The sequence below is a fragment of the Paenarthrobacter sp. NPDC089307 genome, from assembly GCF_040685055.1.
GTDB lineage: Bacteria > Actinomycetota > Actinomycetes > Actinomycetales > Micrococcaceae > Arthrobacter.
On sequence record NZ_JBFBHE010000001.1, the window covers coordinates 692,213 to 714,682 of the forward strand.

Consider the following 22,470-nt stretch of genomic DNA (forward strand, 5'->3'; position numbering starts at 1 on the left):
GCCGAACCCCTGTCAGATCGAGTTTGTGATGCACATCACGCGAGTGATCCTGAACCTACCGGCAGGGGCGCAGTTGCGCAATGAGGTCGGGAAACTTACTCGGAGCGAAGCCCGTCCAGTGTCTCCCCAGCTGCTGAGCGCAAAGCCGCGATGGACGGACCCGCGGCCAGGATTCCCCGGCTGGACGTGGCAAGCACCTGCGGGTAGGCGTCGGCGAACGTCGCGCGAAGGTCTGCCGGCGTCGCTCCTTGTGCCCCAAGTCCCGGCGCAAGAATAGCCCCGCGGACCGGACCAAGCTCGATGTCCAGATCCGTCAGCGCCGAGCCGATCGTGGCACCAACCACCAAGCCTACTGACCCGAGGGAACCCTCATAGCGCTGGTTTTCGGCAGCCGCTGCAGCCACGATCCTGCGGGCAACGGACTGGTCCCCACCGACATGCTGGACCGACTTTCCTTCAGGATTGGAAGTCAGGGCCAGCACAAAGACACCACGCCCATACTGCGCGGCGAGCTCCAGGGCAGGACGAAGCGACTCGAATCCCAAGTAAGGGCTCAACGTCACCGAGTCCGCGGCCAACGACGAACCGTCGCGCAACCACGCGTCCGCGTAAGCAGCCATGGTTGAACCGATATCGCCGCGCTTGGCGTCGGCGATGGTCAACACGCCTGCCTCGGCCGAGGCGGCCAGCGTCCGCTCCAGTACAGCCATGCCGGCAGAACCGTGGCGCTCATACAGGGCCACCTGCGGCTTTACCGCGGCAGCGAGGGAAGCCACCGCCTCCACCACAGAGAGCGAGAAGCGTTCCAGCCCCGCGACGTCGTCGTTCAATCCCCAGTCAGAAAGCAGCTGGGGGTGCGGATCGATGCCCACGCAGAGCGGTCCGCGATCAAGCATGGCCGCAGCCAGCCGGGAGCCGAAAGACTCCCGGGCCGGCTGCTGCGCATCAGCTGTCAAGGCTGCCTCAGGCATTGGCTGCTTCCATAGCCGATGCCAGGTTGGCTGCGTGCTCCTGCAGGCTGGTCACCGACCATTCGTAGGTTCGCTGTGCTTCAATCGCCTGGACTGCAGCGTTGAACTCAGCAACCGTGGTGATGCAGGGAATTCCAATGGACGTGGCCGCGGCACGCAGTTCGTAGCCGTCGCTGCGGGCTTCGCCGCCGGACGGCGTGTTGAACACCATGTCGATTTCGCCGGCCACCACGAGGTCGGCGATGGTGCCTTCCCCTTCTGCGCTGCTGCCTTCTGCAACCTTGCGGACAGGGGTCGCCTGGATGCCATTGCGGCGCAGGACGTCGGCCGTTCCACCGGTGGAGACGATCTCGAAGCCGAGGTCGGAAAGCCGCTTGACGCCCATGATCACCGAGCGCTTGTCGCGGTTGGCCACGGAAACGAAGATCTTCCCCTCAGTGGGCAGCGCGTTGTTCGCTGCGGCCTGGCTCTTGGCAAAGGCGGTATCGAAGTGCTTGTCGATGCCCATCACTTCACCGGTGGAGCGCATTTCCGGGCCCAAAAGGGAATCAACGACCCGGCCTTCGGGGGTCCGGAAGCGGCTGAACGGAAGGACAGCTTCCTTCACCGCGACCGGGGCATCCAGAGGCAGGGTGGAACCGTCACCGGTCTCCGGCAGCATCTTGTAGGCGCTGCGGAGCTGGTTGATCGTGACGCCGGTGCCGATCAGGGCCGCAGCCTTGGCCATCTGCACGCCCGTTGCCTTGGACACGAACGGAACCGTGCGCGAGGCACGCGGGTTCGCTTCCAGGACGTACAGGACATCGGAGGCCAGCGCGAACTGGATGTTGATCAGGCCGCGGACGCCCACGCCCTCGGCGATGGCCCGCGTTGCGGTCCGGACGCGCTCGATCACATTGTTGCCCAGGGTGATCGGAGGCAGGACGCAGGCTGAGTCGCCCGAGTGGATACCGGCCTCTTCGATGTGCTCCATGATGCCGCCAAGGTACATGTCGGTGCCGTCGAAGAGAGCGTCAACGTCGATTTCGACGGCGTCCTCCAGGAAGCGGTCGATCAGCACCGGGTGGTCCGGCGTGATTTCCGTGGCGTTGGCGATGTAGCGCGAAAGGTTGGCTTCGTCGTAGACGATCTCCATGCCGCGGCCACCGAGTACGTACGACGGGCGCACCAGAACGGGGTAGCCGATTTCGTCAGCGATCTTCTTGGCATCCTCGAACGACACGGCGGTGCCGTTCTTCGGGGAGGTCAATCCAGCTTCGTCCAGGACGCGGGCGAAGGCACCGCGGTGCTCTGCCAAGTCGATGGCTTCCGGTGAGGTACCAAGGATGGGCACACCGGCGTCGGCAAGCTGCTGCGCGAGCTTCAGCGGCGTCTGGCCGCCGAGCTGCACGAACACACCCATGACGCCACCTGTGCGCTCCTCGGCGGCGATGACCTCAAGGACGTCCTCCAGGGTCAGCGGCTCGAAGTAGAGACGCGTGGAGACGTCGTAGTCCGTGGAAACGGTCTCCGGGTTGCAGTTGACCATGACGGTCTCGTAGCCGGCCTTGCGCAGAGCCATGGAGGCGTGGACACAGGAGTAATCGAACTCGATGCCTTGGCCAATGCGGTTGGGCCCGGAGCCCAGGATGATGACGGAGGGCTTGGAGTGCAGGCCTACTTCGTCTTCCTCATCGTAGGAAGAGTAGTGGTACGGCGTGTATGCGGCGAACTCAGCGGCACAGGTGTCCACGGTCTTGTAGACCGGGCGGATGCCGAGGGCCTGGCGCACTCCGCGGACAACGGCCTCGTTGTTGTGCGTCAGGGCACCGATCTGCTCATCGGAGAAGCCGTGGCGCTTGGCGTTGCGCAGCATTTCCTCGGTGAGGACGCCGGCCTTGCGGATCTCCTGCGCGGTCTCGTTGAGCAGCTGCAGCTGGTCAAGGAACCAAGGGTCGATCTTGGTGGCCTCGAAAAGGTCCTCCACAGTGGCGCCGCCGAGGAGCGCGCGCTGCACCTGGTGCAGGCGGTCCGTGGTGGGACGCTTTGCTTTCTCGATGAGCTCGGCAACCTCGTACTCGGGCACAGAGCTGAAGTCCAGCTGCGAGCCCTTCTGCTCCAATGAGCGAAGAGCCTTCTGCAGGGCTTCGGTGAAGTTGCGTCCCATGGCCATGGCTTCGCCAACCGACTTCATGGTGGTGGTCAGCGTGTTGTCCGCTGCCGGGAACTTCTCGAAGGCGAAACGCGGAACCTTGACCACTACGTAGTCCAACGTGGGCTCGAACGACGCAGGCGTCTTCTGGGTGATGTCGTTCGGGATCTCATCCAGGGTGTAACCGAGGGAGAGCTTGGTGGCGATCTTGGCGATGGCGAAGCCGGTGGCCTTGGACGCCAGGGCCGAAGAGCGGGAGACGCGGGGGTTCATTTCGATAACCACCACGCGGCCGGTGGCGGGGTCGATGGCGAACTGGATGTTGCAGCCACCGGTGTCCACGCCGACTTCGCGGATGACCGCGATGGAGACGTCGCGCAGCTTCTGGTACTCACGGTCGGTGAGGGTCAGTGCCGGAGCAACCGTGATGGAGTCGCCTGTGTGCACGCCCACGGGATCGAAGTTCTCGATGGAGCACACAACAACGACGTTGTCGTTCTTGTCGCGCATCATCTCAAGTTCGTATTCCTTCCATCCAAGGATGCTCTCTTCAAGCAGGACCTCGGTGGTGGGGCTGTACTGGAGGCCCTGGCCCACGATGCGGCGAAGGTCATCCTCGTTGTATGCCAGGCCCGAACCAAGGCCGCCCATGGTGAAGGAGGGGCGGACCACCATCGGATAGCCCAGGTCCTCGGCGGCCTTGAAGGCTTCGTCCATGGTGTGGATGATGTGGCTGCGTGCTGATTCAGCGCCGCAACGCTCCACTACGCCCTTGAACTTCTCGCGGTCTTCGCCGAGCTCGATGGCGGCAATGTTGGCGCCAATGAGTTCGACGTTGTACTTCTCCAGCACACCGTTCTTGTCCAGTGCGATGGCCGTGTTCAGGGCCGTCTGGCCACCCAGGGTGGGCAGGATGGCGTCCGGACGCTCCTTGGCGATGATTTTCTCCACCACCTCGGGGGTGATGGGTTCAACGTAGGTGGCATCGGCGAACTCGGGGTCCGTCATGATCGTGGCCGGGTTGGAGTTTACGAGGATGACCCGAAGGCCTTCCTCCTTGAGGACCCGGAGGGCCTGGGTGCCGGAGTAGTCGAACTCGGCCGCCTGGCCAATGACGATGGGACCGGAACCGATGACAAGGACGCTCTTGAGATCTGTACGCTTGGGCATTACTTCTTGTCCTCAGTCTTGGATTCGTTGTTCTTTGCGGAGCCGGCGGCTTTGGCATCGGCCATGAGGTCGATGAAGCGGTCGAAGAGGTACGCGGCGTCGTGCGGGCCGGCGGCAGCCTCGGGGTGATACTGGACCGAGAAGGCCGGGATGTCCAGGCAGGCGAGGCCTTCAACGACGTCGTCATTGAGGGAGACGTGGCTGACCTCCACGCGGCCATAACGCTCCTCAGGGGCCACCGTGGACCCGTTCAGGGGCGCGTCGACAGCGAAGCCGTGGTTCTGGGAGGTGATTTCAACCTTCCCGGTGCGGCGGTCCATCACCGGCTGGTTGATGCCGCGGTGGCCATAGCGGAGCTTGTAGGTACCAAAGCCGAGTGCCCGGCCCAGGATCTGGTTGCCGAAGCAGATGCCGAAGTACGGCAGCTTCTCGTCCAGCACCGAACGCAGCAAGGAAACCTGGTGGTCTGCGGTGGCGGGGTCGCCAGGGCCGTTGGACATGAAGAAGCCGTCAGGCTTGACCGCGTTGACGTCTTCAAGCGTGGACGTGGCCGGCAGGACATGCACGCGGACGCCGCGTTCGGCGAAGCGGACCGGAGTCATGGCCTTGATGCCGAGGTCGACGGCGGCGATGGAGAAGCGGGGTTCGCCTTCCCAGCCGTGGTCCTTGGGGTCTACGACGTAGGCCTCGTCGATGGACACTTCCTCTGCCAGGGCCGCGCCTTCCATGGGCGCACTGGCCAGGACGGCGTCCAGCAACTCCTTGTCGGAGGCCTGTGCGGCCTCACCCGAGAAGATACCGGCCCGCATGGTCTTGTGCTCGCGGAGGTGGCGGGTGATGGCACGTGTGTCCACGCCCTGAATGCCGACGATTCCCTGCTCGACCAGTTCGTCATCAAGGCTGCGCTCGGAGCGCCAGTTCGAGGGGCGGCGTGCGGCGTCGCGGACAATGTAGCCTGCCACCCAGATGCGGCGGGACTCAGCGTCTTCGCTGTTGACGCCCGTGTTGCCGATGTGCGGCGCCGTCTGGACAACCAGCTGGCGGGCATACGACGGGTCGGTGATGGTCTCTTGGTAGCCAGTCATGCCGGTGGCGAAGACGGCCTCACCGAGTGCGGTTCCCTGGGCGCCGTAGCTGCGGCCACGGAACATGCGGCCGTCTTCGAGCACCAGCACTGCTGCTGAGGGGGTGGTTTTGGTGGCTGAGTTACTTTCCGTCACTTTATTACTTTCCACTATCGGCATCTGCCTGAGGGGCTGCGGAGATCAATTCCTGGAGGGCTTCGAGGAGGAGCTTCTTGTCGGCTGAGTGCCGGGACCTGAACCCGGTGTCTAGTTCGCGGGCGCCAAGCCTCCAGCTGATGACCAGGAGTCCGTCCTTTTCGACGAATTTCCCGGCCATGCCGTCGGCTTCGCGGCTGTCCACCAGCGCCAGGCGCGGGATGAACACGGGGTCGGCGCCTTTGCGGTCAAACAGCACGCCTTCGGCGTGGATGCTCAGTTCCGCGTTGGTCCGGATGCCCAGGCCCTGGACCGCGATGCGGTCCAGCCAGTCCCCCGCCGTCGTGGTGGTCACGTACTGGCCATCGGCGACGACGCTGGCGGGCGTGAGCTGCTCCGGCACCGCCGGGAGGCGTTCGACGTCGGCCTGTCGCCTCTGTCGGTTCCGCCACCCAAGCCAGATCATCGCCAGGACGACGAGGATCAGCGGCACCGTGATGAGCACGGTCAGTGTTTGGTTGTTCATCAGTTGGCTGCCGGATGCTTGTACGGCGTGTTGAGCCGGCCTTCAAGGACCGTGGGGTGGCCTTTGAAGAAGGTAGCCACCACGGATCCGGGCAGCTCCTTGCCCTTGAACGGTGAATTGCGGCCCATGGTTGCCATTTTATGGGGGTCGACGGTCCAACGCGCAGCCGGGTCCACCAGGATGACGTTGGCAGGTTCGCCAACCTCGAGCGGGCGGCCCTGGTCAGCGACCCGGCCGATGACCGCGGGGGTGAAGGAGGTGACCCTGGCAAAGTCAGCCCAGGTCATGAGTCCCGTTTCGATCATGGTTTCCTGGACCACCGACAACGCGGTTTCAAGTCCGGTCATGCCCATGGCAGCCTGCGCCCACTCGCATTCCTTGTGCTCGCTGGGGTGGGGAGCGTGGTCGGTTCCGACGACGTCGATGGTGCCGTCGGCCAATCCTTCGCGCAGGGCCTGCACGTCGGCATCGGTGCGCAGCGGCGGGTTGACCTTGTAGACGGGGTCGTAGCTGCGGACCAGTTCATCTGTCAGGAGCAGGTGGTGCGGTGTCACTTCGGCGGTGACGTTGATGCCACGGGCCTTCGCCCAGCGCACGATTTCAACCGATCCGGCAGTGGACACATGGCATACGTGCAGGCGGGAACCGACGTGCTGGGTGAGCAGGACATCACGGGCAATGATGCTTTCTTCGGCAACGGCAGGCCAGCCGGTGAGTCCCAGAACGGCGGAAACCGTGCCTTCGTTCATCTGTGCCCCGGCTGTAAGGCGAGGTTCCTGCGCGTGCTGGGCCACCACGCCGTCGAACGCTTTGACGTACTCCAGCGCGCGGCGCATCAGCACGGGGTCGTGGACGCAAATGCCGTCGTCGGAAAACATCCGGACCTGCGCGCGGGAATCGGCCATGGCACCGAGCTCGGCAAGCTGTTCGCCGGCCAATCCCACGGTGACCGCGCCGACGGGACGAACATCAACCCAACCGGACGCGCGGCCCAGGCTGTGGACCTGCTCGACGACACCGGCAGTGTCCGCTACGGGGTTGCTGTTGGCCATGGCGTGGACGGCGGTGAAGCCACCCAGCGCAGCGGCCCGGGTACCGGTCTCGACTGTCTCGGCGTCCTCGCGGCCTGGTTCGCGGAGGTGGGTGTGGACGTCCACCATTCCCGGCAGGGCGATCAGGCCCTTGCCGTCGATGACGGTGGCTCCTTCGGCGGAGAGGTCCGAGCCGCGGTCGGCGATAACGCCGTCGCGGATCATCAGGTCCTGGGCTTCGCCTCCGAGGATGGCGGCCCCGCGGATCAGGTAAGTGTTTTCGGCCATCAGTTGCTCTCCTTGCTGGACGGGCTCGCGAAAGCCGGTGTGGCTGTGGTCATCGGGGCTGCTTCGCGGGAGTCCCCGGACAGCAGCAGGTACAGGGCGGCCATGCGAACGGACACGCCATTGCGCACCTGGGCAAGAACCGTGGAACGTGGTGAGTCGGCAGCGGCGGACGAGATCTCCAGGCCCCGGTTCATGGGACCCGGATGCATGATGATGGTGTCTTTCATTCCGAGCTCATCCAGGGCGCGGAGGCGGGCGTCGTCGAAGCCCCACCGCCGGGAATATTCGCGGGTGGACGGGAAGAACGAAGCGTTCATGCGCTCACCCTGGACACGCAGCATCATCATTGCGTCAATGCCGCCTGCCAGCGTTTCGTCCAGGTTGTAGCTGACCTTGCACGGCCAGTGTTCGACGCCGATGGGCAGCAACGTCGGTGGCGCCACGAGCGTGACCTCGGCACCCAGGGTTTTCAGCAGCCAGACGTTGGAGCGGGCCACGCGGGAGTGCAGCACGTCACCAGCGATGGCCACGCGCATCCCCTTCAGGTCTGCGCCCGTCGACGCCGTCCCGTTGAGCTGGGACCAGTGGCGGCGCATGGTGAAGGCGTCCAACAGTGCCTGGGTGGGGTGCTCATGCGTACCGTCCCCGGCGTTGATCACGGCTGCGTCGATCCAGTCCGTGGCAGCAAGCCGGTGCGGTGCCCCGGACGCCCAGTGGCGGATGACTACGGCGTCCGCGCCCATGGCGGCAAGGGTCTGGGCAGTGTCCTTGAGGCTCTCGCCCTTTGACACCGAGGATCCCTTGGCGGCGAAGTTGATGACATCCGCGGACAAACGCTTGGCGGCGGCTTCGAAAGAGATACGCGTACGCGTGGAGTCCTCGAAAAAGAGGTTCACTACCGTACGGCCGCGGAGGGCAGGGAGCTTTTTGACCTCGCGCTCCCCCACTGCCGACATTTCCTCAGCCGTGTCCAGGATTCGGATGGCATCGCTTGCGGCCAGGTTTTCGGTGGACAGAAGATGCTTCACTTGCCGGCCTCGATAACTACTTCATTGACGGGCTGGCCATCCACAGAGTCAGTCTCCTCCAGGTGCACCCGGACCTTTTCCACCGAGGACGTAGGCAGGTTCTTGCCCACATGGTCGGCGCGGATGGGAAGTTCGCGGTGGCCCCTGTCCACCAGGACAGCGAGGCGGACAATGCGGGGACGGCCAAGATCCACCAGGGCATCCAACGCTGCGCGGATGGTACGTCCCGAATACAGGACATCATCAATCAGCACGACAACCTTGTTGTCGATGCCGGACAACGGAAGCCGGGTGTGGTGCGGAGGACGCGTGGGCTGGTGCGAGAGGTCGTCACGGAACATGGTGACATCCAGCTGGCCGACGATTGCCCCTGCGTTCACGCTGGGGTCGGCCGCTGCAATCTTGTTTGCGAGCCGCACGGCCAGTGGATAGCCGCGGCTGGGAATGCCCAACAGGACCAGATCCTGGGAGCCTTTGTTGGCTTCGAGGATCTCGTGGGCGATACGAGTAAGCGCACGGTCAATATCCGCCTGGTTGAGGACAACCCGCGACGGTACGTGCGCTGAAGTGACTTCAGTCATCGCTCGTCTCCCCTTTCCCCGCCTCACGGGACGGAATTAAAAAAGGAATATTTGCTCCTCAAAACTATCACAGCGGGCCATGCGCCCACAGCGGGGGCCTAGGGCCGATGGTGAGTTTAAGCTCACATTTCCCCTCGTGGAATAGGCTCTTCCCCATGAGCACGAACCACCCCGGCCAGCCCGGAGGACGCCCCTATCCGCGGCCCTACCTGGAGCCTGGCGCCAACCCAACCTGGATGGGCCGTGTCCATCCTGGCAACTACCAGGCAGCGCCGGGCAACCCGGGCCAGCTGCCACAGCAGAGTTGGGCCACGCCCCCTGCACCGCGTCCCCGACGCAGCTGGGGCACCCTCCCACTGCTGCTTACAGGCGCCGTACTGGCACTCGGCAGCCTGCTGCTGGTGGTTCCATTCCTGCTGGGCAACACGGGTATCGCCGGATTCGTTATCGGCTTCCTGGTCTCACTGATTCCCTTGTCCATAGTCTTGCTGACGGTGCGCATCATTGACCGTTGGGAGCCGGAACCACAGCGGCTCCTGTGGTTCGCCTTTACGTGGGGCGCTGCGGTGTCCATCGCCGGAACACTGTTGATCCAGCCAATCTTCGCCTTGGCAGCGCCGACCTCCAGCAAAGAAGCCTTTGCCTACTTCATGGCTACGGTCCAGGCACCCATCGTGGAGGAATTTACCAAGTCCTTGGGCCTGCTGGTCCTCATATTGGCGGCCCGGAAGTACTTTGATGGGCCCGTGGATGGAGTGGTCTTCGCTTTCACCATCGCCGCCGGATTCGCCTTCACGGAGAACATCCTCTACTTCGGACGCGAAATTGCCTCATCCACCGATCCCGGTACTGACCTGGTGCGCATCTTCATCCTTCGAGGCGTCATGTCACCGTTCGCCCATGCCGTTTTCACCGGCACGACAGGCCTGGTCATGGGCTTTGCTGCCCGGAAGTGGCATCCGGGATATGCAGTTCTTGCCTTCTTTATCGGTCTGCTGCCTGCCATGTTCCTGCATAACCGATGGAACAGCATGGGGCAGAACTTCCTGGTGGAATACTTCGTGGTTCAGGTGCCGATCTTCCTGATAGCAGCCGTCGGGATCATCCTGCTCCGGGTGGCGGAGGGAAAACTGACCCGTCAACGGCTTCTTGAGTATGCCCGGGCTGGTTGGTTCACGCCTGCGGAAGTGGAGATGCTGGCTACTTCCAGGGGACGGCGCCAGGCACTTCGCTGGGCAGCATCAAGGGGCCGGGGACCCCAGATGAAAGCCTTCATCAAGGGGGCCACGGCGCTGGCCTTCACACGCCAACGGATCCTCAGCGGCCGAGACACACAAATCCATCAGCACGATGAACTCGAACTCCTCCGCGGCATCGCGCCGCTCAGGAACGCGGTACTTCTTTAACGCGAAAAGACCCACCCATGGTTATTTGGGTGGGTCTTTTCGGTGTTCTGTCGAATGTGCTGAACAGAGCAGCAGATCCTTAGGCCAGCAGGGAGGGCTTGAGCTTCTGCAGCCGTCCGAGCAAGCCGTTGATGAAGGCGGGAGACTCGTCCGTGGACATCGTCTTGGCCAGGGCCACAGCTTCACTCACGGCAACGCCATCAGGAACTTCGTCGTTGTACAGAAGTTCCCAAGCGCCGATGCGAAGAATGATGCGGTCCACGGACGGCATGCGCTCCAAGGTCCAGCCTTGTGCGTAGGTCTCCAGGAACTCATCGATGGTTGCCTGCATGGACACAACGCCCTCAACGATTTCCACCGTGTAGGGGTTGATGACGAGGTCCGTCTTCTCCCGACGTGCCGTCATTGCGTCAAAAGCCGAAACTGAGCGCTGCTCCGCTTCGAAAAGTACTTCCAAGGCCCTGCTACGGGCTTTACCGCGTGCGCTCACTAGTCGTTGACCCGGCCCAGGTAGCTGCCATCGCGGGTGTCGACCTTGACCTTGGTGCCCTGCTCAACGAACAGCGGTACCTGGATCTCGTAACCGGTTTCCACGGTGGCCGGCTTGGTTCCGGCGGAGGAGCGGTCGCCCTGCAGGCCCGGCTCCGTGTAGGTGATTTCGAGAACAACGCTAGGGGGCAGCTCAATGTAAAGGGGAGTGCCCTCGTGGATGGCGATGTTCACCATCTGGTTCTCAAGCATGAAGTTGGTGGCGTCGCCAACGGTTGCACCGGAGACGGTGATCTGGTCGTAGTCCTGGGTGTCCATGAAGACGAAGTCTTCGCCATCCTGGTACAGGTACTGGTAGTCGCGGCGGTCAACCGTAGCCGTTTCAATCTTCAGGCCGGCGTTGAAGGTCTTGTCGACCACCTTGCCGGACATGACGTTGCGCATCTTGGTGCGGACGAAGGCGCCTCCCTTGCCCGGCTTGACGTGCTGGAACTCGATGATGTTCCAGAGCTGGCCCTCGAGCTTCAGTACGGTCCCGTTCTTGATGTCGTTTGTGGTTGCCACTCGTATCCTCTGGTTATCGCACTGGTCCCGGCTGCCAGCTGTCTATGCCAAGCAGGCGTGCCAATCGGCCCGCCAGCGCGTATTTATCAAAAATCCAAGAACCATTCTACCGGCAAATGCGGCGGACCCTTGCGAGCAGCGTTTCAGGCAGCTCTCAGGAAGCAATTTCCAGGACGTCCCGGGCCCGTTGGAGGGCTACGGCCGAGGAGTAGATCAGCGCCGCGTCGGCGGCCATGGCCACCCTCAGGTCCAGCGCTTTGGAGAACTCCTCGGATGCTGCCAGGGCGTTGCCGCTCACGAAATAGGCACGGCCAAGGTACTGGCGCACGACTGCTTCCTTGGATGTTCCCTGGACCTCGTGCAGCAGGTGGCGGAACAGCTGCACAGCCCTGTCGAGCCGGTTGGTGGCCCTGTGGACTTCAGCTTCGAAGATCCTGAGCCGGAACGACTCCGGATCTTTGTAGCGTGCCTCCGCCAAGAGCTCGGCCGCCTCCTTTGGCTGGTTCTCCAAGAGGAGGGCCATGATGCGGTCGGCGGGATCTTCCGAAGCCGCAAGCGCGGACTCCATGACTTCTTCGTTGACCACCACGGGCAGGAGCGTGTCAGGGTTCATTCGTACACCGGGGAAGCCGGCAGTAGGCCAGTCGCTGACCCCTTCGCGCAACGCAATCGTCATGATGCGATCTCCTGATACGCGGCAAACAGAAGGGAAGTATCGGGGACATCCAGGATCCCGGGCTTGGCGACCCCGTCAAGGACAACAAAGCGGAGAAGATCGCCGCGGGACTTCTTGTCGCGGCGCATGCCGTCCAGCAAGCCCTGCCAGCGATCCCGGCGGTACGTGATGGGCAGTCCGAGGCTTTCGAGGATAGTGCGGTGCCGGTCGGCATCGGCGTCAGACAAACGGCCAACGCTGCGTGACAACTCCGCGGCGAACATCATGCCTACCGCTACTGCGGCTCCGTGGCGCCAGGAATAGCGCTCCACAAGTTCGATGGCGTGGCCCAGGGTATGGCCATAGTTCAGGATTTCGCGCAGGCCTGATTCCTTGAGGTCCTGGGACACGACGTTGGCTTTGACCGTGATGGCGCGCTCGATGAGTTCACGGACAGTGTCCGAACCCGGGTCCATCACAGCGTCGGTGTTCTTCTCGATCAACTCAAGGATCGCGGGGTCGGCGATGAAACCACACTTGATGACCTCAGCCATGCCGGAAATGAGCTCATTCTTGGGCAGGGTTTGAAGGGTGTCCAAATCTGCCAGGACGGCCGCGGGCGGGTGGAAGGAGCCTACAAGGTTCTTGCCCTCAGCGGTGTTAATGCCGGTTTTTCCACCCACGGAAGCGTCCACCATGCCCAGGAGGCTGGTGGGCATGTGGATAACCTTGACGCCTCGAAGCCAGGTGGCCGCCACGAAACCGGCCAGGTCCGTCACGGCGCCACCGCCTACTGCCACGATCGCATCAGACCGCGTGAAGTCGTTCTGGCCAAGCACCTGCCAGCAGAATGCGGCAACCTGGATGTGCTTGCCTTCTTCCGCATCCGGGATCTCAGCAGTCAGGGCGGTGAATCCAGCACTTTCAAGCTCGTCGCGGACGGTATCGCCCGTCAGCCGGAGGGCCCGCGGGTGGATCACCAGGACACGCCTGACCCGCTCGCCGAGCTTCGCCGGCAGGGTCTCCAAAAGGCCCCGCCCCACCACGACGTCGTAGTTCTCGCTAACGGACTGGCCAGTCACCTTGATGACAGTTGCTTCGCTGCTCACTTTTCAACTTCCTCTTTCAAGGCTGCATGCTGGCGCAGCCGTTCCTCCAAGTGGAGGCCGATTTCCGCCACGGACCCCGAACGGACATCCAGGGTGATATCGGCAAGTCGTTCATAGACAGGACGCCGGGTGGCAAACAGGGCGTTCCAGCGGGTCATGGCATCGCCCTGCAACAAAGGCCTTCCCGTGTTTCGCGCAATCCTGTCGGCAACGGTATCGGCGTCGCATTCCAGGTAAACCACGGTGCACTCCCCCAGCAACTGCTGGGTTCCGGAATCAAGCACGGCGCCGCCGCCCAAGGAGATGATTGCCGGCTGGGTCTTGGCGGATTCGATCGACTTGGCCACGGCCCTGGCTTCAATCTCGCGGAAAGCGTGCTCACCGCGCCCGGCGAAGATGTCGGCGATGCTGCCATGGGAGGCAACCACCACTGCGTCAGTATCGACGAACGGGAGGCCAAGCTGCTGGGCCAACTGCTGGCCGATGGCAGACTTGCCAACAGCCATAGGGCCCACCAAGACGACGGGACGGCCGGAAGTGCCGTCCTGGACGGGGCGGTCCACTACCGTCCAACCGAGTCCAGGGTGGCAGGGATGTTGTCGAGGTAGCTCTGCAGGTTCCGCTGCGTCTCGGCAACGGAATCTCCGCCGAATTTCTCGGCAACAGCTTCGGCGAGGACCAAAGCCACCATGGCCTCGGCAACCACGCCTGCCGCAGGAACCGCACAAACGTCCGAGCGCTGGTGATGGGCCTTGGCGGGTTCGCCAGTGCTAACGTCAACGGTCCGAAGGGCCCGCGGAACAGTGGCAATGGGCTTCATCGCAGCACGTACACGCAGGACTTCACCGATGCTCATGCCACCTTCGATGCCGCCGGCCCGGTTGGTCTGGCGGACGATCTTGCCGTTGCCGTCCTTGACGATCTCATCGTGTGCAGCCGAACCGCGGCGGGCAGCAGTAAGGAAACCGTCACCCACCTCCACGCCCTTGATCGCCTGGATGCCCATGAGGGCAGCCGCGAGCCGGGAGTCGAGCCTGCGGTCCCAGTGCACGTAGCTGCCCAATCCTGGAGGCAGCCCATACGCGAGCACCTCAACTACGCCGCCGAGCGTTTCGCCTTCTTTGTGGGCAGCATCGACTTCGGCAACCATGGCATCGGAGGTCTCACGGTCAAAGCAGCGCAGGGGGTCTGCGTCAAGGGCCAGGACATCATGCGGCACAGGCAAGGGCCGGCCTTCAGGAACAGTGACACTGGCAATGGAGACAGTGTGGCTCACCAATTCCACGCCAAGCTGCTTCAGGAACTGGGCTGCAACGGTGCCCAAAGCGACCCTTGTAGCGGTCTCGCGTGCGCTGGCACGCTCAAGGACCGGGCGTGCCTCATCAAAGCCATACTTCTGCATGCCTGTGAAATCCGCGTGCCCGGGGCGGGGACGGGTCAGGGGGGCGTTGCGTGCTTGGTCGGCGAGGATTTCCGGGTCCACTGGATCGGCAGACATGATCTGCTCCCACTTGGGCCACTCGGTGTTTCCTACCTGGATGGCGACAGGGCCACCTTGGGTGAGTCCATGACGTACGCCACCGAGAATGGTGACCTCGTCCTGCTCGAACTTCATGCGGGCGCCCCGGCCGTAGCCCAGGCGGCGACGCGCCAGAGCGTCACGAATTTGCCCGCTGGTGAGTTCAACACCGGCGGGCACGCCTTCAACAATTCCGATCAGAGCCGGACCGTGGGATTCACCGGCAGTCAACCAACGCAACATATAACCAATCCTGCCATGTAGGGCCTCTAGAACACCCGCCGGGGAAGCCCGACTGAGTCGCACATCACATCTATGACGGCGGTATCGACGTCACGACCGCTAAAGAGCCTTATCTGCTCCGCCGCTTGGTACATCAGCATCTCCAGCCCCGGGACCACCGCTCCCCCGTGGTAGCTCCACACTTCAGCAATGCGGCTCGGCCAAGGATCATAAGCGACGTCCAGCAGGACACCCGCTCCGGTCCCAGGCAAGGCCGCCAACTCTTCAGCCAAACCATCCGCCGCGCGCGGCGGGAGGGTCGAAATCACCAAGTCCGTACCGGCCACAGCTGTGGGAGCCTCCGTCAGGGGCCTCACCGCGAGGGAGATTCCGACGGCGGCCGCGGCGGCTTCGGCGTCACCGGCGCGTGCGGCGTCGCGGACAAACACGTCAACGTGTCCGGCGCCGAGCTCGTGGACGGCAGCCACTGCCGCAGCCGAGGTTCCGCCGCCACCGAGGATGGCGGCATGCGGCGCCGAGGCCACGCGTGCGTACCGGACGGATTCGACGATTCCCGCGACGTCCGTGTTGTAGCCCGCCCGACGCACCGTTACGCCGTCGTGTTCGAAAACGACCGTGTTGATAACGCCCAACCGGGCACCGGCGCCGCGCACTTCATCGACTTCCTGGACCATCGCCGACTTCAGTGGCATGGTCACCGACAAGCCGCACCAGGACTCGTCGCTGCGGAGGGATTCCATGAACGCCGGCAGGCCGGCGACCGTGACGTCTATCGCGGAGTATTCGATCCCGACACCCAGCTTGGCATAGGCGGCAGTATGTAACGCTGGGGACTTCGAGTGGGAGATCGGGTGACCCAGGACTGCGGCCCGAAGACTCACGCACACCGTCCTGCGTTGGCCTGGCACCACGCGTTGTATTGCTCAACATACGTATTGTGCTCAGCCAGTGTCTTGGAGAACTTGGTCTCCTTGGTGTCCAGGTTGATGGTCACCCAGTACAAGTAGTCGTTGGGCGTCGGCTTGGCCGCGGCATCAATCGCGGTCTTGCCAGGAGAACCGATCGGTCCCACGGGCAGTCCGACGTTCGCGTAGGTGTTGTACGGATTGGATTTGTCCGCCTTTTCCTCTTCCGTGACGTGGAAGGACTTCCTGCCGAGTCCGTACGTCACCGTTGCGTCGGACTGGATGAGGCCGCTGGTTTCGACGTTGTTGGGCTTGAGCCTGTTGTAAATCGCACCGGCCACGTTTCCGTAGTCTGCCTGTCCGCCCTCGGCCTGCACGATGCTGGCGATGGTCACGGTGTCGTACTGCTTTGCGGGATCGGTGATTCCCTGCGATTTGAGCTCATCCAAAGTGGTGGTGACCAGCTTCTGGATAATGTCTTTGGCCGAGGTACCCAGATCGAACCGGTACTCCCCTGGCGCCAGGAAGCCTTCAAGGTTCTTGGCTTTCGCGGGAACGCCGAACTGTGCAGGCGCCTGGTTGAGGGCGTTGAGCTGTTCCATCGGAATACCCGAGCCCTTGGAGATGGCCTCCAGGGATTCGTTGATCCGCAGCCCTGCGCTCAGCGCAAAGTACATGACCTTGGAAGTGTCCTTGTTTACCAGGACAGCTACTGCGTCCGAATTCTTCATCTCGGTGCGGAACGTGAAATCGCCTGGCGACAATTCTCCACCCTGGCTCACGAATTCCTTGACGAAGGAATCGGCGTCGGCAACGACATGCTTCTGCACGAGATCATTCGCCACCGCTTTGGGTCCGGAGCCCTGGGCCACAGTGACGCTGACGGAGCCTGTTCCGGGTCCCGGGTAATCCGTGACCTTGTCCATGCCCAGCAGGGGCTTCAAGAACTGCGCTCCGACAGCGATGGCGGCGACGAACACTCCCAGCGTCAGGAGAAGGGCAAGGACACGACGGCGGCGGCGCGCCTTTTTCGCGGCAGCCTTGGAAGCGGGGCTCGCCACAGGTGCCAGGAGTTCGTGGGGATGGTCGTCGTGGTGGAGCTCGTCCGGGTGGAGCCCGTCATGGTGCAACTCATCCGGGTGGAGCCCGTCATGGTGAAGCTCGTGGTGCAGCTCATCCGGGTGGAGTTCGTCATGGTGCAACTCATCCGGATGGAAGTCGTCGTGCGCGGCTGCGCCGTAGTGTGCGTCATGTTCAGCGTAATCATGGGCTTCCAGGGGCGCCCCGATGTGCTCGGCATGGACCAATTCCAGACTGCCGTGCCCGGACTCTTCGTGCCCGGATTCTTCATGTCCAGCTTCGCCATGCGAAGTATCGGCCATGTCGCCGGAAGGCGTCCCGTCGTGCCGCGCAGGAGCCGGTTCTACGGAGCGGGGTGCCTCGGCGGCCGGCTTCTGGACGGGAACGGGCGGGGCCGCCGGAACGGGCGGGGCCGCGGACACCGGCGGGGTCTCCGGGACCCGGGGAGCCGGGACAGCAGGAACGGGACGGGGAAGTTCAGCCTCAGGCTCCGCTGGCGGAGCATCCTCTCCGGGTGTCGCTTCAGGAACGGGTACGACATTGTGGTTCTGCGTGGCGAGGAATCGTTCCCGCGCCCGCAGTTCTTTGCGGGTCAGCGGCATGCCGCCGCCGGCGGTACCGCTGGAGGGGTCGTTGTTGACCGGGCTCACAGTTGCAGTCCCCTCGTAGAAGAATCGGGTTCACTGCCGGAGGCAGCCTGCAGCGTTGGGGTGCTGCTGGGCTTTTCGGGTTGCGCCGGTGCCTGCACTCGGCGGCCAACGTCCGTTCCTCTGGCTTTTTGCATGTCGATCGCGTGCTGGAGTATTCCAGCAGCAGCAACCTGATCAACCACTTTACGGTGATTCCTGCTGCTCATGCCAGCTTCGTGCAGGTTGCGGTGTGCCGTAACGGTGGAAAGCCGCTCATCGACAAGGTTCACGGGAATGTCCAAACGGGCACGGGCAAGCTCAGCCACAAGGAGCGCGGCGTACTCGGCAGCCATGGCAGCGGACCCGCGTTCCTCCCCCTTCATGGTGCGCGGAAGTCCCACAAAAATCTGCACGGCAGGCAACTCGGCGGCGTGCTTGACCACCACGCGGACATCGGAGTTCTTTTTTGTATCGCGGCCTACCGTCTTGAACGGCGTGGCAAGGATTCCGTCGGGATCACATTGGGCAAGGCCCACCCTGACGGTACCGACGTCTACCCCCAGCTTGATGCCACGGGGGTAGACGTCATCGTTGGTACGCGTGGACACTGTCAGCGCTTGGCAATCGCGTCCACCACCGCTGCGAGGGCCTCAGGGACCTTCGCAGCGTCGGTTCCGCCACCTTGGGCGACGTCGTCCTTGCCTCCGCCGCCTCCGCCCAGGATGCCGGCGGCCAAGCGGACCAGAGCGCCCGCCTTGACGCCGGCGTCACGCGCAGCTTCGTTGGTGGCGATCAAGACCACCGGGCGATCGTTGCTCACGCCGGCAACAGCCACCGTGGCGGCCTCGGAACCAAGACGGTTGCGCAGGTCCAGCGCGAGGTTCCGCAGGTCGTCGGCGCCACCGACCTGACCGGCGTCGTGAGCTACCACCCGGACACCAGCGGCATCCTTGGCGGTACCCACCAGGTTGGCAGCCGCTGCGGCAAGCTGTTCCTTGCGCAGGCGGTCGAGTTCCTTCTCCGTGGCCTTGAGCTTGTTCAGCGTGCTGGAGATCCGATCGGCAAGCTGTCCGGAAGGAACCTTCAGGAGCTCCGTCAATTCGGTTACCAGTGCGCGCTCTGCGGCAAGGTGCCGGAACGCATCCAGGCCCACGAACGCCTCGACGCGCCGGTTTCCGGACCCCACAGACTGTTCGCCCAGCAGCGAAAGGCTGCCGATGAGGGAGGTGTTGGACACGTGCGTGCCACCACACAGCTCACGGGACCAGGCGCCGTCGATCTCGACAACCCGGACTTCGCTGCCGTAGTTCTCGCCGAAGAGGGCCATGGCGCCCAGGGCCTTGGCCTCTGCCAGGCCCATCACCTTGGTGTCCACCCGGTAGTTGTTGCGGATGGCGATGTTGGAGACTTCTTCGATCTCCGAACGCGTGGCAGGGCTCAGGCCTTCACCCCAGGCGAAGTCGAAGCGCAGGTAGCCGGCCTTGTTGTAGGAACCGCGCTGGGTAGCTTCGGGTCCAAGGATCTGGTGCAGGGCGGCATGGACGATGTGCGTTCCGGTGTGTGCCTGTTCGGCGGCATGCCGGCGTTCGCGGTCGACGGCGGCGCGCACCAGGGCGTCGGAGGCAATCTCACCTTCACGGACAATCGCCTTGTGCACGCTCAAGCCCTTGATGGGGCGCTGGACGTCGAGGACTTCCACCACGAAGCCGTCGCCCGTGATGAGGCCCGTGTCGGCGGACTGGCCACCGGCTTCGGCATAGAACGGCGTTTCGTTCAGGACAAGCTCGATCTCGTCACCCGTGGAGGCGTGCGCGACGGCACGGCCGCCATGGACGATGCCGCGGACCTTGGATTCGCCTTCAAGCTCCTCGTAGCCGGTAAAGACTGTCTCACCCTTGCCAAGGAGTTCCTGGTAGGCGCTGAGGTCGGCGTGGCCACCCTTCTTGCCCTTGGCATCGGCCTGTGCGCGCTGACGCTGCTCGAGCATGAGGGCGCGGAAGCCTGCCTCGTCCACCTTGAGGCCGGCCTCTTCTGCCATTTCCAAGGTCAGGTCGATCGGGAAGCCATAGGTGTCGTGCAGGGCAAAGGCGTCAGCGCCGGACAACGGGACGCCTGCAGCCTTCGATTCAGCAACGGCGTCCTCCAGGCGGGCTGTACCGGAAGCGATGGTGCGGAGGAAGGCCTTCTCCTCAGCGTAGGCAATACGGCTGATGCGTGCGAAGTCCGTTTCCACCACGGGGTAGACGCCCTTCATGGCATCACGGGACGCGGGAAGGAGGTCGGGCAGGCAGGCCTTCTCGACGCCGAGCAGCCGCATGGCGCGAACGGCGCGGCGGATGAGGCGGCGCAGCACATAGCCGCGGCCTTCGTTGGACGGTGCCACGCCATCGGCAATGAGCATCAACGCAGACCTGATGTGGTCAGCGACGACGCGCATACGGACGTCATCTGTGTGGTGCGGATCTTCCGCGGACTCGGCCGAGGTGTACTCACGGCCGGAGAGTTCAGCGGCCTTGTCGATGACGGGGCGGACCTGGTCGGTCTCGTACATGTTCTCGACGCCCTGGAGGATCATCGCCAGACGCTCCATGCCCAAACCGGTGTCAATGTTCTTCTTGGGCAGTTCGCCGACGATGTCGAAGTCCACCTTGGAACGGACGTTTTCGATCTGGTACTGCATGAACACGAGGTTCCAGATCTCGATGTACCGCGTTTCGTCAGCGAGCGGGCCGCCTTCGATACCGTAGGCCGGGCCGCGGTCGTAATAAATTTCCGAGCAGGGGCCTGCGGGACCGGGCTGGCCCGTGGACCAGTAGTTGTCAGCCTTGCCCATGCGCTGGATGCGCTCAGCCGGGATACCGGTGTTCTTGAGCCACAGGTCCTTGGCTTCGTCGTCCTCTTCGTAGACGGTCACCCAGAGACGCTCGGCCGGAAGTCCGTAACCGCCGTCCTCGACGCTGGTGGTGAGCAGCTCGAAGGCGAACTTGATGGCGTCTTCCTTGAAGTAATCGCCAAAGGAGAAGTTGCCGCACATCTGGAAGAACGTACCGTGGCGGGCAGTCTTGCCGACTTCCTCGATGTCGCCGGTGCGGATACACTTCTGGACGCTCGTGGCGCGGCTGTAGGGCGGCTCTTCGCGGGCCGTCAGGTAAGGAATGAACGGCACCATTCCGGCCACAGTGAAGAGAAGTGACGGGTCGCTGGAAACGAGCGACGCGGAGGGAACGGCGGTGTGGCCCTTGCTGACAAAAAAGTCCACCCAGCGCTTGGTGATCTCCTGCGACTTCATTAGCTGATTACTTACCCTTCTCAATTCACTGCACACGATGTGCGCGGTACCGGCTGGTGCCGTTCCGCAGCTTTCCATTCTGCCCTGTTGAGGGCCTGGGAGCGAACCGCTCCCGCTAGCGTCCGCCTGCCCCGGCGTCGTCAATCCCGAGCGCGGCCCGCAGGTCAACTTCCCGCTGGTGCATGCCGGACCGCACGGCATCGGCAAAGTCGAACAGGCCGTCCGCCATCCGGCCCACGGCGCGGTTCAAGCCTTCGGGCCCCAGGTTTGCCTGGGCCTCGGTGATCTTACGGAAGGCAATGACGCCGATCGCGACGCCAATGCCCATCCAGACAATTCTCTTCATAGGTTTATGGTCTCCCGTGGTTTCAGCGGCTGCGACGGCCGGAGGTTGGGGTACGGCGTGCGGCAAAAGCCGAACGGACGCCGTAACTGAAAGCAGCAACCTTGATCAGCGGTGAACCTACCGTGGCGGCCACGAGCGAGGACAGCGCAGAGATATTCGCTGACGCGTCCGAAACGTTGGAGGCGATTCCATCCACCTTCTTCAACTGCTGGTTGGTGGTGGTGACCGTAGCGGTCACTTCGTCCATCAGGGGCGTGGCGCCGTCGCTGATGGAACGGATGGAGGTGCGGACTTCGTCAAAAACGCCGCCCAGCTTCAAAATGGGCACAGCCAACAGCAGGACCAGGAGCGCGAAGACTCCTGCTGCGATGAGACCGGCGATGTCGCCACCAGACATAGAACTCTTCTCCTAGGATCGTTGCGCTGCCCTGCACCGCCGCAGTGCGGCTTTGGCCAAGGCCTCCCCCAGTACCTTACCTATAGTGGGCCGGTACCTTATAGACAAAGAAGCCCGCGGCGTCTGCCACGGGCTTCTTTGTCTGCGCTGCTTGAATTTAGCGTGCGTAGAATTCGACGACGAGCTGCTCTTCGCAGATCACGGGGACCTCGGAGCGCTTCGGGCGGCGAACCAGGCGTGCCTGGAGGGCGTCGATCTTGACGTCCAGGTACGGCGGCACGTTGTTCAGGACGTGCGCACCTGCTGCTGCGACCTGGAACGGAGCCATGACCTCGGAGCGGCTGTGGACGTGGATGAGCTGGCCTTCGCCGACGCGGAAGGACGGGCGGTCCACGCGGACGCCGTCAACCATGATGTGGCGGTGCACAACAAGCTGGCGGGCCTGTGCGATGGTGCGGGCAAAGCCTGCACGGAGCACGAGGGCGTCCAGACGCATTTCGAGCAGCTCAACCAGGTTTTCACCGGTCAGGCCCTTGGTGCGGCGTGCTTCTTCGAAGGCACGGGTCATCTGGGCTTCGCGGATGCCGTACTGGGCGCGCAGGCGCTGCTTTTCGCGCAGACGTACGGCGTAGTCGGAGTCCTGCTTCTTGCGGGCACGGCCATGCTCACCGGGGCCGTACGGGCGGCGCTCCATGTACTTGGCGGCCTTGGGGGTCAGAGCAATGCCGAGTGCACGCGAAAGGCGTGCGGTACGGCGAGCACGAGTGTTGTTAGCCACTTGTGTCCTTCCAATTACTGCGGCGAATCAGTGTTACTGGCCTCCATCAGGGAGAGCATCGGCCAACCGCTGCCTCTTGCTACTGGCCCGGGCGCGCAGCACCGCTGAAGAAATC

The 22,470-nt window shown here is 63.5% G+C and carries 21 protein-coding genes; 1 reads left to right on the forward strand and 20 read right to left on the reverse strand.

All coding sequences use genetic code 11. The features are described from left to right. Positions 1-95: 95 nt before the first annotated feature. From pyrF to pyrR, 7 genes are read right to left on the reverse strand one after another with little or no spacing between them, the layout of a single operon-like run. Entirely contained in the window at positions 96-971 is an 876-nt protein-coding gene (pyrF, locus tag AB0N72_RS03150; protein WP_363931823.1) for an orotidine-5'-phosphate decarboxylase, read from the reverse strand. Then, entirely contained in the window at positions 964-4,272 is a 3,309-nt protein-coding gene (gene carB / locus AB0N72_RS03155; RefSeq protein WP_363931822.1) for a carbamoyl-phosphate synthase large subunit, read from the reverse strand. Before carB ends, pyrF begins: the two co-directional genes overlap by 8 nt. Then, positions 4,272-5,516 carry a glutamine-hydrolyzing carbamoyl-phosphate synthase small subunit gene (gene carA / locus AB0N72_RS03160; protein ID WP_363931821.1) on the reverse strand — a complete coding sequence of 415 codons (1,245 nt, stop codon included), beginning with the start codon at positions 5,514-5,516 and terminating at the stop codon, positions 4,272-4,274. The genes carB and carA overlap by 1 nt, the downstream gene beginning before the upstream one ends. Continuing rightward, the gene (locus AB0N72_RS03165; protein ID WP_363931820.1) at positions 5,497-6,018 is read right to left on the reverse strand and encodes a hypothetical protein; all 522 of its coding nucleotides are present in this window, start codon (positions 6,016-6,018) and stop codon (positions 5,497-5,499) included. The genes carA and AB0N72_RS03165 overlap by 20 nt, the downstream gene beginning before the upstream one ends. Further along, positions 6,018-7,337: a dihydroorotase gene (locus AB0N72_RS03170; protein ID WP_363931818.1), complete on the reverse strand. Its 1,320-nt coding sequence runs from the start codon at positions 7,335-7,337 to the stop codon at positions 6,018-6,020. Before AB0N72_RS03170 ends, AB0N72_RS03165 begins: the two co-directional genes overlap by 1 nt. Then, positions 7,337-8,365 (reverse strand): aspartate carbamoyltransferase catalytic subunit, encoded by a 1,029-nt coding sequence (locus AB0N72_RS03175; RefSeq protein WP_363931816.1) that lies wholly within the window; start codon positions 8,363-8,365, stop codon positions 7,337-7,339. Before AB0N72_RS03175 ends, AB0N72_RS03170 begins: the two co-directional genes overlap by 1 nt. Next, complete coding sequence (pyrR, locus tag AB0N72_RS03180) at positions 8,362-8,946, reverse strand: bifunctional pyr operon transcriptional regulator/uracil phosphoribosyltransferase PyrR (protein WP_363931814.1); 585 nt, start codon at positions 8,944-8,946, stop codon at positions 8,362-8,364. Before pyrR ends, AB0N72_RS03175 begins: the two co-directional genes overlap by 4 nt. 110 nt (positions 8,947-9,056) lie before the next feature. Between pyrR and AB0N72_RS03185 the strand changes: the two genes are divergently transcribed. After that, positions 9,057-10,352 (forward strand): PrsW family intramembrane metalloprotease, encoded by a 1,296-nt coding sequence (locus AB0N72_RS03185; RefSeq protein WP_363931813.1) that lies wholly within the window; start codon positions 9,057-9,059, stop codon positions 10,350-10,352. Positions 10,353-10,431: 79 nt separating this feature from the next. On the opposite strand, the gene nusB is transcribed toward AB0N72_RS03185, so the two are convergent. The 13 genes from nusB to rpsD form a co-directional block, all read right to left on the reverse strand. Next, positions 10,432-10,842, reverse strand: coding sequence for a transcription antitermination factor NusB (gene nusB / locus AB0N72_RS03190; RefSeq protein WP_018777735.1), 411 nt, complete (start codon positions 10,840-10,842; stop codon positions 10,432-10,434). Next, positions 10,842-11,405 (reverse strand): elongation factor P, encoded by a 564-nt coding sequence (gene efp, locus AB0N72_RS03195; RefSeq protein ID WP_011774957.1) that lies wholly within the window; start codon positions 11,403-11,405, stop codon positions 10,842-10,844. Before efp ends, nusB begins: the two co-directional genes overlap by 1 nt. A gap of 154 nt (positions 11,406-11,559) precedes the next feature. Beyond that, the gene (locus AB0N72_RS03200; RefSeq protein ID WP_363931812.1) at positions 11,560-12,081 is read right to left on the reverse strand and encodes a tetratricopeptide repeat protein; all 522 of its coding nucleotides are present in this window, start codon (positions 12,079-12,081) and stop codon (positions 11,560-11,562) included. Then, on the reverse strand, positions 12,078-13,169 hold the full coding sequence (gene aroB, locus AB0N72_RS03205) for a 3-dehydroquinate synthase (RefSeq protein WP_363931811.1): 1,092 nt from the start codon (positions 13,167-13,169) through the stop codon (positions 12,078-12,080). Before aroB ends, AB0N72_RS03200 begins: the two co-directional genes overlap by 4 nt. Next, positions 13,166-13,675 (reverse strand): shikimate kinase, encoded by a 510-nt coding sequence (locus AB0N72_RS03210; RefSeq protein WP_363932093.1) that lies wholly within the window; start codon positions 13,673-13,675, stop codon positions 13,166-13,168. The genes aroB and AB0N72_RS03210 overlap by 4 nt, the downstream gene beginning before the upstream one ends. Positions 13,676-13,731: 56 nt before the next feature. Beyond that, positions 13,732-14,931 (reverse strand): chorismate synthase, encoded by a 1,200-nt coding sequence (gene aroC, locus AB0N72_RS03215; RefSeq protein ID WP_363931810.1) that lies wholly within the window; start codon positions 14,929-14,931, stop codon positions 13,732-13,734. A 26-nt stretch (positions 14,932-14,957) separates the two neighbouring features. Further along, positions 14,958-15,812, reverse strand: a complete 855-nt coding sequence (locus AB0N72_RS03220) for a shikimate dehydrogenase (protein ID WP_363931809.1) — start codon at positions 15,810-15,812, stop codon at positions 14,958-14,960. Continuing rightward, positions 15,809-17,566 carry an endolytic transglycosylase MltG gene (mltG, locus tag AB0N72_RS03225; protein ID WP_363931808.1) on the reverse strand — a complete coding sequence of 586 codons (1,758 nt, stop codon included), beginning with the start codon at positions 17,564-17,566 and terminating at the stop codon, positions 15,809-15,811. The genes AB0N72_RS03220 and mltG overlap by 4 nt, the downstream gene beginning before the upstream one ends. After that, complete coding sequence (gene ruvX / locus AB0N72_RS03230; protein ID WP_363931807.1) at positions 17,563-18,153, reverse strand: Holliday junction resolvase RuvX; 591 nt, start codon at positions 18,151-18,153, stop codon at positions 17,563-17,565. Before ruvX ends, mltG begins: the two co-directional genes overlap by 4 nt. A 2-nt stretch (positions 18,154-18,155) precedes the next feature. After that, entirely contained in the window at positions 18,156-20,834 is a 2,679-nt protein-coding gene (gene alaS, locus AB0N72_RS03235; protein WP_363931806.1) for an alanine--tRNA ligase, read from the reverse strand. 115 nt (positions 20,835-20,949) lie between these two features. After that, positions 20,950-21,180 carry a hypothetical protein gene (locus AB0N72_RS03240; protein ID WP_363931805.1) on the reverse strand — a complete coding sequence of 77 codons (231 nt, stop codon included), beginning with the start codon at positions 21,178-21,180 and terminating at the stop codon, positions 20,950-20,952. Positions 21,181-21,202: 22 nt separating this feature from the next. Then, positions 21,203-21,577, reverse strand: a complete 375-nt coding sequence (locus AB0N72_RS03245) for a DUF948 domain-containing protein (RefSeq protein ID WP_363931803.1) — start codon at positions 21,575-21,577, stop codon at positions 21,203-21,205. Positions 21,578-21,734: 157 nt separating this feature from the next. Continuing rightward, complete coding sequence (gene rpsD, locus AB0N72_RS03250) at positions 21,735-22,355, reverse strand: 30S ribosomal protein S4 (RefSeq protein ID WP_363931802.1); 621 nt, start codon at positions 22,353-22,355, stop codon at positions 21,735-21,737. Positions 22,356-22,470: the final 115 nt, after the last annotated feature.